At 56.9% G+C, this 14,115-nt stretch carries 14 protein-coding genes; 10 read left to right on the top strand and 4 right to left on the bottom strand.

What is annotated here, in order from left to right; all coding sequences use genetic code 11:
* Nucleotides 1-76 precede the first annotated feature (76 nt).
* A complete protein-coding gene (gene metJ / locus ABLU96_RS13435) occupies nt 77-394 on the top strand; it encodes a met regulon transcriptional regulator MetJ (protein ID WP_004107547.1) in 318 nt (105 codons plus the stop codon).
* A 97-nt stretch (nt 395-491) separates the two neighbouring features.
* Here metJ and rpmE read toward each other — a convergent pair whose 3' ends face one another.
* Entirely contained in the window at nt 492-707 is a 216-nt protein-coding gene (rpmE, locus tag ABLU96_RS13430; protein ID WP_004107543.1) for a 50S ribosomal protein L31, read from the bottom strand.
* A 241-nt stretch (nt 708-948) separates the two neighbouring features.
* Here rpmE and priA point away from each other — a divergent pair, with 241 nt between their 5' ends.
* From priA to rraA, 7 genes are all read left to right on the top strand, one after another.
* A complete protein-coding gene (gene priA / locus ABLU96_RS13425) occupies nt 949-3,144 on the top strand; it encodes a primosomal protein N' (protein ID WP_064407361.1) in 2,196 nt (731 codons plus the stop codon).
* Between the two features lie 150 nt (nt 3,145-3,294).
* Nucleotides 3,295-4,323, top strand: coding sequence for a DNA-binding transcriptional regulator CytR (gene cytR / locus ABLU96_RS13420; protein ID WP_004856005.1), 1,029 nt, complete (start codon nt 3,295-3,297; stop codon nt 4,321-4,323).
* 91 nt (nt 4,324-4,414) lie between these two features.
* Nucleotides 4,415-5,383 carry a cell division protein FtsN gene (gene ftsN / locus ABLU96_RS13415; protein WP_071846047.1) on the top strand — a complete coding sequence of 323 codons (969 nt, stop codon included), beginning with the start codon at nt 4,415-4,417 and terminating at the stop codon, nt 5,381-5,383.
* A 90-nt stretch (nt 5,384-5,473) separates the two neighbouring features.
* The gene (hslV, locus tag ABLU96_RS13410; protein WP_004107530.1) at nt 5,474-6,004 is read left to right on the top strand and encodes an ATP-dependent protease subunit HslV; all 531 of its coding nucleotides are present in this window, start codon (nt 5,474-5,476) and stop codon (nt 6,002-6,004) included.
* Between the two features lie 9 nt (nt 6,005-6,013).
* Complete coding sequence (gene hslU, locus ABLU96_RS13405; protein ID WP_004127247.1) at nt 6,014-7,348, top strand: HslU--HslV peptidase ATPase subunit; 1,335 nt, start codon at nt 6,014-6,016, stop codon at nt 7,346-7,348.
* A gap of 190 nt (nt 7,349-7,538) precedes the next feature.
* Entirely contained in the window at nt 7,539-8,465 is a 927-nt protein-coding gene (gene menA / locus ABLU96_RS13400; protein ID WP_032747309.1) for a 1,4-dihydroxy-2-naphthoate polyprenyltransferase, read from the top strand.
* 92 nt (nt 8,466-8,557) lie between these two features.
* A complete protein-coding gene (rraA, locus tag ABLU96_RS13395) occupies nt 8,558-9,043 on the top strand; it encodes a ribonuclease E activity regulator RraA (protein WP_004127241.1) in 486 nt (161 codons plus the stop codon).
* Between the two features lie 59 nt (nt 9,044-9,102).
* Here the strand turns inward: rraA and pfkA are convergent, their stop codons facing one another.
* The 3 genes from pfkA to cpxP form a co-directional block, all read right to left on the bottom strand.
* The gene (gene pfkA, locus ABLU96_RS13390; RefSeq protein ID WP_004127238.1) at nt 9,103-10,065 is read right to left on the bottom strand and encodes a 6-phosphofructokinase; all 963 of its coding nucleotides are present in this window, start codon (nt 10,063-10,065) and stop codon (nt 9,103-9,105) included.
* 202 nt (nt 10,066-10,267) lie between these two features.
* Nucleotides 10,268-11,164: a CDF family cation-efflux transporter FieF gene (fieF, locus tag ABLU96_RS13385; RefSeq protein WP_014227425.1), complete on the bottom strand. Its 897-nt coding sequence runs from the start codon at nt 11,162-11,164 to the stop codon at nt 10,268-10,270.
* 149 nt (nt 11,165-11,313) lie between these two features.
* Nucleotides 11,314-11,817 carry a cell-envelope stress modulator CpxP gene (cpxP, locus tag ABLU96_RS13380; protein WP_049082048.1) on the bottom strand — a complete coding sequence of 168 codons (504 nt, stop codon included), beginning with the start codon at nt 11,815-11,817 and terminating at the stop codon, nt 11,314-11,316.
* 149 nt (nt 11,818-11,966) lie between these two features.
* Here cpxP and cpxR point away from each other — a divergent pair, with 149 nt between their 5' ends.
* Nucleotides 11,967-12,665, top strand: a complete 699-nt coding sequence (gene cpxR / locus ABLU96_RS13375) for an envelope stress response regulator transcription factor CpxR (protein ID WP_004127228.1) — start codon at nt 11,967-11,969, stop codon at nt 12,663-12,665.
* Entirely contained in the window at nt 12,662-14,035 is a 1,374-nt protein-coding gene (gene cpxA / locus ABLU96_RS13370) for an envelope stress sensor histidine kinase CpxA (protein WP_004107505.1), read from the top strand. Before cpxR ends, cpxA begins: the two co-directional genes overlap by 4 nt.
* Nucleotides 14,036-14,115 lie beyond the last annotated feature (80 nt).

Below are 14,115 nucleotides of genomic sequence, written 5' to 3'. Positions count from 1 at the left end.
CGGTAAACTACGCGCAATTATGGCCAGGACTCGCGTTCAGGCCCTTAACTAATGAATAGAGGATTAAAGGTAACTCATGGCTGAATGGAGCGGCGAATATATCAGCCCATACGCTGAGCACGGTAAGAAGAGTGAGCAAGTAAAAAAAATTACGGTTTCCATTCCTCTGAAGGTGTTAAAAATCCTCACCGATGAACGCACGCGTCGTCAGGTGAATAACCTGCGGCACGCGACTAACAGCGAACTGCTGTGCGAAGCGTTCCTGCATGCCTTTACCGGTCAACCGTTGCCTAACGATGAAGACCTGCGTAAAGAGCGCAGCGATGAAATCCCGGAAGCGGCGAAAGAGATTATGCGCGAACTGGGCATCGACCCGGATACGTGGGAATACTAAAACCATAAAAAAGGGCAGAAGAAATCTTCTGCCCTTTTTTCTCGCGTTTAGCGCAAGAGAAACAAAAAAGCCGCCCTGAGGCGGCTTCTTCAGCAAATTACTTGCTGGTACCCGGTACGCTGAAGCGCTTGTTGAAGCGGTCAACACGGCCACCGGTAGCAACATCACGCTGTTTGCCAGTGTAGAACGGGTGGCATTTACCGCACACGTCGAGGTTCAGGTCGTGACCTACGGTAGAACGGATTTTCATGACGTTACCGCAAGAGCAGGAAGCAGTAACTTCTTCGTATTTCGGATGAATATCTTTTTTCATGGGAGAACCTCAGTTAAGGCCGCGTCGCTCTTCCAGCCCTAACGCCAGACACCACGCGATGTTAATAATTTCCCGGTGCGATTGCGCGAAGCGAAATTCCCGGGTAATAGATTTTGATGTCGCACAAAGCGCATCAAAGGCGGCGAATCATACAGAATTTGACCAGCATATGCAAACTGATCCGCGAGCCCTTATCACAATGTGTATACTAACCCGCCAGATTTCAAGTCAGGAAGATTAAATGCCCGTCGCTCACGTTGCCCTGCCCGTTCCGCTGCCCCGCACTTTTGACTATTTGCTGCCTGAAGGTATGCCGGTCAAAGCGGGCTGTCGCGTGCGCGTCCCGTTCGGCAAACAGGAGCGGATAGGTATCGTAACGGCGGTCAGTGAGCGCAGCGAACTGCCGCTCGACGAACTTAAGCCGGTGGCCGAAGTTCTTGATGCCGAGCCGGTCTTCTCCGCTTCGGTCTGGCGGCTGCTGCTGTGGGCGGCGGACTACTACCATCATCCCATCGGCGATGTGCTGTTTCACGCGCTACCGATCGTGCTGCGCCAGGGGAAACCCGCCAGCGCGGCGCCAATGTGGTACTGGTTTGCCACCGAACAGGGGCAAGCGGTTGATATCAACAGCCTTAAGCGCTCACCGAAACAGCAGCAGGCGCTGGCGGCGCTGCGTCAGGGGAAGATCTGGCGCCATCAGGTCGCCGAACTGGAATTTAACGACGCCGCCCTGCAGGCGCTGAGGGGTAAAGGCCTGGCGGAACTGGCCAGCGAAGCGCCCGCGATCGCCGACTGGCGCACGAGCTTCTCGGTACCCGGCGAGCGCCTGCGTCTTAACACCGAACAGGCCACCGCCGTGGGCGCGATTCACAGCGCCTCGGACAGCTTTTCCGCCTGGCTGCTGGCCGGGATCACCGGTTCGGGCAAAACGGAAGTGTATCTGAGCGTCCTTGAAAACGTACTGGCGCAGGGGCGCCAGGCGCTGGTGATGGTACCGGAGATCGGCCTGACGCCGCAGACTATCGCCCGTTTCCGCCACCGCTTTAGCGCTCCGGTGGAAGTGCTGCACTCCGGACTGAACGACAGCGAACGCCTCTCCGCGTGGCTAAAAGCCAAAAACGGCGAAGCGGCGATTGTGATCGGTACCCGCTCGTCGCTATTTACCCCTTTTAAAGACCTCGGGGTCATCGTCATCGATGAAGAGCACGACAGCTCTTACAAACAGCAGGAAGGCTGGCGCTATCACGCCCGCGATCTGGCGGTCTGGCGCGCCCACAGCGAACAGATTCCGATTATCCTCGGCTCGGCGACCCCGGCGCTGGAGACGCTTCATAACGTCCGCCAGGGCAAGTATCGCCAGCTGAAGCTCACCAAACGAGCGGGCAATGCGCGCCCGGCTCAGCAGCACGTTCTGGATTTAAAGGGCCAGCAGCTGCAGGCCGGACTGTCTCCGGCGCTCATTGGCCGCATGCGCCAGCATCTGCAGGCCGATAACCAGGTGATTCTGTTTTTGAACCGCCGCGGCTTCGCGCCGGCGCTGCTGTGCCACGACTGCGGCTGGATAGCGGAGTGTCCGCGCTGCGACAGCTACTACACGCTGCACCAGGCTCAGCATCATCTGCGCTGCCACCACTGCGACAGCCAGCGCCCGATTCCGCGCCAGTGCCCCTCCTGCGGCTCAACGCATCTGGTACCGGTAGGTTTGGGGACCGAACAGCTTGAGCAGGCGCTGGGACCGCTGTTTCCCGATATCCCGATTTCCCGTATCGACCGGGATACCACCAGCCGCAAAGGCGCGCTTGAGCAATATCTTGCCGACGTCAATCGCGGCGGCGCACGCATTCTTATCGGCACCCAAATGCTGGCGAAGGGGCACCACTTCCCGGATGTCACCCTGGTTTCCCTGCTGGACGTTGACGGCGCGCTGTTTTCCGCCGATTTCCGCTCGGCGGAGCGCTTCGCTCAGCTCTACACGCAGGTTTCAGGCCGCGCAGGCCGGGCGGGCAAACAGGGCGAGGTGATCCTGCAAACCCACCACCCGGAACACCCGCTGCTGCAAACGCTGCTTTATAAAGGATACGACGCGTTTGCCGAGCAGGCGCTGGCGGAACGGCAAAGCATGCAGCTGCCGCCGTGGACCAGCCACGTGCTGATTCGCGCCGAGGATCATAACAACCAGCAGGCGCCGCTTTTTTTACAACAGCTGCGCAACCTGCTGCAGGCCAGCCCGCTGGCCGATAAGAAACTGTGGGTGCTCGGGCCGGTTCCGGCGCTGGCGCCAAAGCGTGGCGGCCGCTGGCGCTGGCAAATTCTCCTCCAGCATCCGTCGCGCGTTCAGCTACAGCATATCGTCAGCGGAACGCTGGCGTTGATTAACACGCTGCCGGAAGCGCGAAAAGTGAAATGGGTTCTGGACGTCGATCCTATTGAAGGTTAAGGCTTCTCTTGCGAGGCGGATCGAAAAATTCAACCATCGTCACGTTTTTCATGAAAATTCTGTAACTCTCTGGATGTACTATCTGTTAAAAATGTTGCTGATGTCAGAACGCCAGGGATGTGTCTGCGCCAGTCAGCGAGGAGAAATCAGGTGAAGCCCAAAAAACAGGTCGTTGCCGCCACTATGAAAGACGTTGCCCAAAAGGCAAACGTTTCCACGGCAACCGTATCCCGAGCGTTAATGAATCCCGATAAGGTTTCGCAGAGCACCCGTAACCGGGTCGAGCAGGCCGCGCTGGAAGTCGGCTATTTACCGCAATCGCTCGGGCGCAATATGAAGCGCAACGAGTCACGCACCATTCTGGTGATTGTGCCGGATATCTGCGACCCCTTTTTCAGCGAGATCATTCGCGGTATTGAAGTCACCGCGGCGGAACAGGAGTACCTGGTGCTGATTGGCGATTGCGCCCACCAGAACCGTCAGGAAAAGACCTTTATCGACCTGATCATTACCAAGCAGATCGACGGTATGCTGCTGCTTGGCTCCCGTTTGCCCTTCGATGCGGGCGTAGAGGAGCAGCGCAATCTGCCGCCGATGGTCATGGCCAATGAATTCGCTCCCGAGCTTGAGCTGCCGACGGTGCATATCGATAACCTCACCGCCGCCTTTAACGCCGTTAACTATCTGCACGAGCTGGGGCATCGCCGCATCGGCTGTATCGCCGGCCCGGAAGAGATGCCGCTGTGCCATTATCGCCTGCAGGGCTATGTCCAGGCGCTGCGTCGTAGCGGGATAACCGTCGATCCGCACTATATCGCCCGCGGCAATTTTACCTATGAAGCCGGCGCCAACGCCCTCGAACAGCTGCTGGCGCTGCCGGTACCGCCGACGGCTGTTTTCTGCCATAGCGATATTATGGCGCTGGGGGCATTATCGCTGGCGAAACGTCGCGGCCTGAAAGTTCCTGAAGATCTGTCTATTATTGGTTTCGATAACATCTCTTTGTCTGAATTTTGCGATCCGCCATTGACGACCGTCGCGCAACCACGTTTTGATATTGGCCGCGAAGCGATGCTGCTTTTATTGGATCAACTGCACGGTCACAGCGTCAGCAGCGGTTCACGATTACTCGACTGCGAGCTTATCGTTCGCGGTAGTACGCGAAAAATCCGAACATAACCTTCAGGCTTTCGGGCCTGCCCTTCTGGTCAAAGGCCCGCCGCTTAAGTAACATGGCGGGCTGAAAAACGAATAAGACAGCGAAACGATAGTGGCACAACGAGATTATGTACGCCGCAGCCAACCGGCTTCTTCGCGGCGCAAAAAGAGCAATACCCGAAGCTCAAGGAACAAGCAAGGCGGCCTTTCGGCGGTTTCACCGACTATGGTGGCGATCGCTGCGGCAGTGCTGGTGGCCTTTATCGGTGGACTGTACTTCATCACGCACCACAAGAAAGAAGAGGCTGAAGCGCTGCAAAACCGCCAGGCCGCTGGCAACGGCCTCCCGCCGAAGCCGGAAGAGCGCTGGCGCTATATTAAAGAGCTGGAGAGCCGTCAGCCCGGCGTTCGTGCGCCTACGGAACCCACGGCAGGCGGCGAAGTTATGAAGCCGGAGCAGCTGACGGACGAGCAGCGCCAGCTGTTGGCGCAAATGCAGGCCGATATGCGTCAGCAGCCTACGCAGCTGACCGAAGTGCCGTGGAATGAACAAACCCCGGCGCAGCGCCAGCAGACCCTGCAGCGTCAGCGTTTAGTTCAGCAGCAGCAGCTCGCTCAGGTGCAGCAGCAGACACAGACGCAGGTACAGCAACCGCGAACCCAGCCGCGGGCCGTCGAGCAGCCGAAACCGGTGCAGCAGCCGCCGAAGCAAACGGCGTCGAACCAGCAGCCGTATCAGGATCTGCTGCAAACGCCGGCGCATACCAGTACCGCGCAGCCTAAAACCCAGGCCGCCGCGCCGGTAACCCGCGTTGAAGAGGCGCCAAAAACCGCCGCCGCGGAGAAAAAAGACGATCGCAGCTGGATGATCCAGTGCGGCTCCTTCAAAGGCGCTGAGCAGGCGGAAACCGTGCGCGCGCAGCTGGCGTTTGAAGGCTTCGCCTCGCACATCACCACCAATAACGGCTGGAACCGCGTGGTAATTGGGCCGCTGAAAGGCAAAGAAAACGCCAGCAATATGATTGAACGGCTGAAAATGGCCGGACACGCAAACTGCATTCGTCTCGCCGCCAGGGGTTGAAACCCTCAAAATCCCCCCCATCTATAATTGCATTCTGCCCCGCGTAACCGCGGGGCCCCTATTCCGCTTTTGCAACCAAGGGGTCTGCTCGTGACTACAATTGTAAGTGTTCGCCGTAACGGCCATGTCGTTATTGCCGGTGATGGCCAGGCCACGCTGGGCAACACCGTAATGAAAGGCAACGTCAAAAAAGTGCGCCGCCTGTACAACGACAAAGTGATCGCCGGCTTTGCGGGCGGCACCGCTGACGCCTTCACGCTGTTCGAACTGTTTGAACGTAAGCTGGAAATGCATCAGGGCCACCTGGTGAAGGCCGCCGTTGAGCTGGCGAAAGACTGGCGTACCGACCGCATGCTGCGCAAGCTGGAAGCGCTGCTGGCCGTGGCTGACGAAAACGCATCGCTTATCATCACCGGTAACGGTGACGTGGTGCAGCCAGAAAACGATTTGATTGCTATCGGCTCCGGCGGTCCTTACGCCCAGGCCGCGGCTCGCGCCCTGCTGGAAAATACCGATATGGGCGCACGCGATATCGCAGAGAAAGCGTTGAATATTGCAGGTGATATCTGCATTTATACCAACCACTTCCATACCATCGAAGAATTACCGTCTAAAGCGTAAGGATCTCCCATGTCTGAAATGACCCCACGCGAAATTGTCAGCGAACTGGACAAACACATTATCGGCCAGGACGCAGCCAAGCGCTCCGTCGCCATCGCTCTGCGTAACCGCTGGCGTCGTATGCAGCTCAACGAAGAGCTGCGTCACGAAGTCACGCCCAAAAACATTCTGATGATCGGCCCGACCGGCGTCGGTAAAACGGAAATCGCCCGTCGTCTGGCAAAGCTTGCCAACGCGCCGTTCATCAAAGTTGAAGCGACGAAATTCACCGAAGTGGGCTATGTTGGTAAAGAAGTGGACTCCATCATCCGCGATCTGACCGATGCGGCGATCAAAATGGTGCGCATGCAGTCCATCGACAAAAACCGCTATCGTGCGGAAGAACTGGCGGAAGAGCGCATCCTTGACGTGCTGATCCCGCCGGCGAAAAACAACTGGGGCCAGGCTGAACAGCCTCAGGAACCGTCCGCCGCGCGTCAGTCTTTCCGTAAAAAACTGCGCGAAGGGCAGCTCGATGATAAAGAGATTGAGATCGATCTCGCTGCTGCGCCGATGGGCGTTGAAATCATGTCCCCTCCGGGCATGGAAGAGATGACCAGCCAGCTGCAGTCCATGTTCCAGAACCTGGGCGGCCAGAAGCAAAAACCGCGTAAGCTGAAAATTAAAGACGCGATGAAGCTGCTGATTGAAGAAGAAGCGGCGAAGCTGGTCAACCCGGAAGAGCTGAAGCAGGATGCCATCGACGCCGTTGAGCAGCACGGTATCGTGTTTATCGACGAAATCGATAAAATCTGTAAGCGCGGCGGCAACTCCTCCGGCCCGGACGTATCCCGCGAAGGCGTACAGCGCGATCTGCTGCCGCTGGTTGAAGGCTGCACCGTCTCCACCAAGCACGGCATGGTGAAAACCGATCATATTCTGTTTATCGCTTCCGGCGCGTTCCAGGTGGCCAGCCCGTCTGACTTAATCCCGGAGCTGCAGGGTCGTCTGCCGATTCGCGTTGAGCTGAAAGCGCTGACCACCCACGACTTCGAGCGCATCCTGACCGAGCCGAACGCGTCCATCACCGTGCAGTATAAAGCGCTGATGGCCACCGAAGGCGTCAATATCGAGTTCACGGAAGATGGCATCAAGCGTATCGCTCAGGCCGCGTGGCAGGTCAACGAAACCACCGAGAACATCGGGGCGCGTCGTCTGCATACCGTACTGGAGCGTCTGATCGAAGACATCTCCTACGATGCCAGCGAAATGAATGGCCAAACCGTCACCATCGATGCGGAATATGTCGGTAAGCATCTGGATGTTCTGGTGGCAGATGAAGATCTGAGCCGTTTTATCTTATAATCCGGTTCAATATATTTTCATCACTATAGATGGGGCTATAGATACCCTAAATAATTCGAGTTGTGGGAAGGCAGCCGTTGGCTGAGGGCCCTCATTTATCCCGGCAGTGCCTGGGGTGAATGCGCGTCGCCAACGCATCTGCAGCTTGAAGTATGAAGGGTAGAGCCCCATTTTTTATTGGCCGGGACTTATGACCGAACACGCTATCACTCGCACCCAGGCCTGGCTGGAAAGCCTGCGCCCCAAAACGTTACCTCTGGCCTTTGCCGCCATTATTGTCGGCTCCGCGCTTGCCTGGCATCAGGGCAGCTTCGATCCCTGGGTTGCCCTGCTGGCCATCATCACCGCCGGTTTATTACAAATCCTCTCCAATCTGGCCAATGATTATGGCGACGCGGTAAAAGGCAGCGATAAGCCCGACCGTATCGGCCCCCTGCGCGGGATGCAGAAAGGGGCAATCACCCAGGCGCAGATGAAACGCGCGTTGATTCTCACCGTGGTGCTGATTTGTCTCTCTGGCCTGGCGCTGCTGTTCCTGGCCTGGCAGACCATGGCCGATTTTATCGGTTTTATGGTGCTTGGCGGGCTATCGATCGTGGCCGCCATTACCTACACCGTCGGCACTCGTCCTTACGGCTACATCGGCCTTGGCGATATCTCCGTGCTGGTGTTCTTCGGCTGGCTTAGCGTGGTCGGGAGCTGGTACCTCCAGGCGCACAGCGTTGAAGCGGTTATTTTCTTACCCGCCACCGCCTGCGGCCTGCTGGCAACGGCGGTGCTGAATATTAACAACCTGCGTGATATCGACAGCGATCGTGAAAACGGTAAAAACACCCTCGCCGTGCGCCTGGGGCCGGTTAACGCTCGCCGCTACCACGCCTGCCTGCTGTTTGGCGCTCCGCTGTGCCTGGCGCTGTTTAACCTTCTCTCGCTGCATAATCCGTGGGGTTGGCTGTTCCTGCTGGCAACGCCGCTGCTGGTCAAACAGGCGCGTTATGTGATGCGCGAACGCGACCCTGTCGCCATGCGTCCAATGCTCGAAAGAACGGTTAAAGGGGCGCTGCTGACCAACCTGCTGTTTGTTATCGGAATTATTTGCAGCCGGCTTGTGGGTTAACTGACAAATATCAATTAACAATTGATGATTTTGCCAACAGTACGATTCACGCGATATACTGAAAATTCTCGCAGCAACTGAACGTTAAGCCTATGAAATACGATACTTCCGAGCTTTGTGACATCTACCAGGAGGATGTCAACGTCGTGGAACCTCTGTTCTCCAACTTTGGGGGGCGCTCGTCGTTTGGTGGACAAATCATCACGGTAAAATGTTTCGAGGATAACGGGTTGCTCTACGATATGCTCGAACAGAACGGCCGTGGTCATGTCCTGTTGGTTGACGGCGGTGGTTCCGTTCGACGCGCATTGATTGACGCTGACCTGGCGCGCCTGGCCGTACAAAACGAGTGGGAAGGGCTGGTCGTCTATGGCGCGGTGCGTCAGGTTGACGATCTGGAAGAGCTGGATATCGGCATCCAGGCGCTGGCGGCTATCCCCGTCGGGGCCGCAGGTGAAGGTATCGGCGAAAGCGACGTGCGCGTCAACTTCGGCGGCGTCACCTTCTTTTCCGGCGACCATCTCTACGCCGATAATACCGGGATTATCCTCTCCGAGGATGCCCTGGATATCGAGTAGCGTCCCGCCCATAAAAAAGGCCTTCTCTCTGAGAAGGCCTTTTTATTTCCGCCGGAGGCTTAGTACAGCTTCTTAGCGCAATCCAGCCAGTCGCTTTTGAACGGACGCTTCATGTTTTCGATAGCGTCGATAATGTCGTGGTGAACCAGCTTCTCGTTCTGAATACCAACGCAGCGGCCGCCGAAGCCCTGCAGCAGCAGGTCAATCGCGTACGCGCCCATGCGGGATGCCAGAATACGGTCATAAGGAACCGGAGAGCCGCCGCGCTGAATGTGGCCCAGTACGGTGGCACGAGTTTCACGGCCGGTCTCTTTCTCGATGTAGTGAGCCAGCTCGTCGACGTCGCACATATGCTCGGTGATCGCCACAATCGCGTGTTTTTTGCCTTTCGCGATACCCGCCTTAATTTCTGAAACCAGGTCGTCGCGCGTGTATTCAACCTCAGGCACCATGATGAACTCACAGCCGCCGGAGATAGCTGCCGCCAGGGTCAGATCGCCGCAGTAGCGGCCCATCACTTCAACAACGGAAATACGCTGGTGGGAGGAAGAGGTGTCACGCAGGCGGTCAATGGCCTCTACCACGGTGCTCAATGCGGTAAAGAAGCCGATGGTATAGTCGGTGCCTTTAATATCGTTGTCGATGGTGCCCGGCAGACCGATGCAGGGGAAGCCCATCTCAGTCAGACGCACGGCACCCATGTAGGAACCGTCACCACCGATAACCACCAGCGCATCCAGGCCGCGCTTTCTCATATTTTCAATCGCGACGGCGCGAATATGTTCTTCGCGGAATTCTGGAAAACGCGCCGACCCCAGGAAGGTGCCGCCGCGGTTGATCATGTCGGAAACGCTGTAGCGGTCGAGCTGAACCATACGATCTTCATACAGGCCGAGGTAACCGTCATAGATTCCAAAAACTTCCAGACCTTCCGTTAATGCCGCACGCACAACGCCACGAATTGCTGCGTTCATGCCCGGGGCATCACCGCCACTTGTCAACACACCGATTTTCTTAATCATGACTACCTCTGAACTTAGGAAGCAAAAAATAATCCTGTTGCCTGAAGCGCCCCTCACGAGGAGTGCACAACGATAATTGCAATAGTATATCAAACGCTTCTGGCTGAATTGATTCAGGTCAGACCAAATGGCGGTAATTTATACAAAAAATGCCGATCCGCCCCACACTTTTACATCGAGTTTACAGACTATAACCTAAAGATCATAAAACACCCTGCCGCCCTAACGGCACCACAGAGCAGGGGTCCTGGTGGATAATGACATCGGACCCGGGAAAACGGAGCAACAGCGCCTGCTCCACCTGGTCGGCAATCACGTGTGCCTGAACCAGCGGGAGGTTATCTTCCATTTCCAAATGAATCTGAATAAAGCGAGTCGGCCCTGACTGCCGCGTTCGTAGATCGTGCGCCCCGCTGACGCCTGGCCACGCGGTCACGATATTGATAATTTCCTGGCGTTCCTCATCAGGAAGCGCGCGGTCTAACAACGACTGAACGGCGTCATAAGCCATGCGCAGCGCGCTATATAAAATATAGACGCCTATACCTAATGCAAACAGCGCATCAGCACGGTGCCAGCCGTACCAGGAGAGGGCCAGCGCCACCAGAATTGCGCCGTTCATCATAACATCAGACTGATAATGAAGCATATCCGCCCGTACCGCCTGACTTTGTGTTTTTCTTACTACCCAGCGCTGGAACGTGACCAGCAGCAGCGTGCTGACTAGCGCAATCAGCGTCACCACCATCCCTACGCCCGCCGCATTCATCGGCTCAGGACGAACGAGATGATCAATACCGGTCAAGAACAGAAACAGCGCCGAGCCGGAGACAAACATACTTTGCGCCAGCGCGGCCAGCGATTCCGCTTTACCATGGCCAAAGGTATGTTCTTCATCGGCAGGCTGCAGCGAATAACGCACCACCAGCAGGTTGGTCAACGAGGCGGCGATATCCACCAGTGAATCAACCAGCGCCGCCAGAATACTCACAGACCCGGTATACCACCATGCAAAAATCTTGATCAAAAGTAACGCAGAGGCCATCACCGTCGCCGCAATCGCCGCGCGGCTCACCAGCTGCCCATAAGATTGATTCATAAACGCTCCTTACTTCGCGATGCGCTTAGTATAACCCGATCTTTTACCGGGACGGGGAGGCAGGAGGGCGCTGAATAACGGGCAAAAAAAACCCCCACATCATGTGGGGGAAGACAGGGATGGTGTCTATGGCAAGGAAAACAGGGTTGTTACTGGGGTTGCAGGGTATTGCTACTACTCGAAAGCATCATCGCTGAGCCTTTTTGCATCCGTGCAACCTCACGCAACTGATCCATTCGTTGCTGGTGCTTAGCGTTTAAAACCGCTTGCTGCTCTGGCGTTAGCAGGTGATACATCTGGTTGCGAACTTTTGCCATTTCAACCTGGCGGGCAACCTGTTCCTGCGCCATCTTATCTGCCTGAGCGCGTACAGCGTTTTCATCAAAATTTTCTGCGGTGACAAGGCGATGCATTGTCTCCATTTCGCTAACATTAACGGGTGGCCTGTCGTGGCGTGCCCGCTGCATAAGATCTCGTAACTGTTGCCGTTGCTGTTCAGTTAAACTTATGCCGTCAAACATATGGCTCTGGCTGCTGCGCTGGACCCCTTCGTCTCCGGGAAGCCAGTTAACGCTGGTGACGACTTCAGCGGCTTGGCTATATGCACTTAGCGCCAGCGTTGAGGCCATGACGGCAGCGATAACATTGCGCATCACATACTCCCAAAACGTTTGTGTCGCGATTCAACGAGAGAGAGTTTACGATGCAGGCTGCAAACATGCGTCAGGGGGTGTAAAACAACGTAAAGTCATGGATTAGCGAGCCTTGATGACGTAATTTCTGCCTCGGAGGTATTTAAACAATGAATAAAATCCTGTTAGTAGATGATGACCGGGAGCTCACCTCCCTGTTAAAAGAGCTGCTCGATATGGAAGGTTTTAATGTGCTTGTCGCCCATGATGGGGAACAGGCGCTGGCCCTTCTGGACGACAGCATCGATTTACTTTTGCTTGATGTGATGATGCCGAAGAAAAACGGTATCGACACGCTCAAAGAGTTGCGTCAGACACACCAGACCCCGGTTATCATGCTAACGGCCCGCGGGAGCGAGCTGGATCGCGTTCTCGGCCTCGAGCTGGGCGCGGACGATTATTTGCCTAAGCCGTTCAACGATCGTGAGCTGGTGGCGCGTATACGCGCGATTCTGCGCCGGTCGCACTGGAGCGAGCAGCAGCAGACAACCGAAGCCGGTTCACCGACGCTGGAAGTGGATGCGCTAAGCCTTAACCCTGGTCGCCAGGAAGCCAGCTTCGATGGTCTGACCCTCGAGCTGACCGGCACCGAGTTCACCCTGCTCTATCTTCTGGCGCAGCATCTTGGCCAGGTGGTATCGCGTGAGCATCTTAGCCAGGAAGTGCTGGGTAAACGCCTGACGCCATTCGATCGCGCAATCGATATGCACATCTCCAACCTGCGGCGCAAGCTGCCGGAGCGCAAAGACGGCCATCCGTGGTTTAAAACCCTGCGCGGACGCGGCTATCTGATGGTATCGGCTTCATGATTGGAAGTTTAACCGCACGCATCTTCGCTATTTTCTGGCTCACGCTGGCGCTGGTGTTGATGCTGGTTCTGATGCTGCCTAAGCTGGACTCGCGCCAGATGACCGAGCTGCTGGAGAGCGAGCAACGTCAGGGCATCATGATTGAACAGCACGTCGAGGCCGAACTGGCGAACGATCCGCCAAACGACCTGATGTGGTGGCGTCGTCTGTTTCGCGCCATCGATAAGTGGGCTCCGCCGGGCCAGCGTTTGCTGCTGGTCACCAGCGAAGGTCGCGTTATCGGTGCCGAACGCAACGAAATGCAGATTATCCGCAACTTTATCGGCCAGGCGGATAACGCCGACCATCCGCAGAAAAAGCGCTATGGTCGTCTGGAAATGGTCGGGCCTTTTTCCGTCAGGGATGGAGAAGATAACTACCAGCTCTATCTGATTCGTCCTGCCAATACGTCACAATCAGACTTCATCAATCTGCTGTTCGACCGGCCGCTACTGCTGCTGATCGTCACGATGTTAGTCAGCGCCCCGCTGCTGCTATGGCTGGCGTGGAGCCTGGCGAAACCCGCGCGTAAGCTCAAAAATGCCGCCGATGAAGTCGCCCAGGGCAACCTGCGTCAGCATCCGGAGCTGGAAGCCGGTCCGCAGGAGTTTTTAGCCGCCGGGACCAGTTTTAACCAGATGGTGACCGCGCTGGAGCGCATGATGTCCAGCCAGCATCGTCTGCTGTCCGATATCTCGCACGAACTGCGCACGCCGCTGACCCGCCTGCAGTTAGGCACCGCATTGCTGCGCCGCCGCAGCGGGGAAAGCAAAGAGCTGGAGCGTATTGAGATGGAAGCGCACCGGCTGGATAGCATGATCAACGACCTGCTGGTGATGTCGCGCAATCAGGCGAAAACCGCGCTGGTCAGCGAAACGGTGAAAGCCAACCAGCTGTGGGGCGAGGTGCTGGATAACGCCGCCTTTGAAGCCGAACAGATGGGGAAATCGTTCACCGTCGAGTATCCGCCGGGGCCGTGGCCGCTGTACGGTAACCCCAATGCCCTGGAAAGCGCGCTGGAGAATATCGTGCGTAACGCGCTGCGCTACTCGCATACTAAAATTTCGGTAAGCTTCTCAGTGGATAAAGACGGCATCACGGTGAACGTCGATGATGACGGCCCGGGCGTGAGTCCGGAGGATCGCGAGCAGATTTTCCGTCCGTTCTACCGTACCGATGAGGCGCGCGACCGCGAGTCTGGCGGTACCGGCCTGGGGCTGGCGATTGTCGAGGCGGCGATTCAACAGCATCGCGGTTGGGTGAAGGCCGACGACAGCCCGCTGGGCGGCCTGCGCTTAACCCTCTGGCTGCCGCTGTACAAGCGCACCTAATCCCCCCGGCCTGGCTTCGCCGGGCCGGGTTCGAAACGGGTAGCCCGGATAAGGCGCAACGCGCCGCCATCCGGGAACGC

Source organism: Klebsiella sp. CN_Kp106, assembly GCF_040064575.1.
Lineage (GTDB): Bacteria > Pseudomonadota > Gammaproteobacteria > Enterobacterales > Enterobacteriaceae > Klebsiella > Klebsiella michiganensis.
The sequence above is the reverse complement of the archived record's forward strand: the minus strand, read 5'-3'. Positions and strand labels throughout refer to the sequence as shown.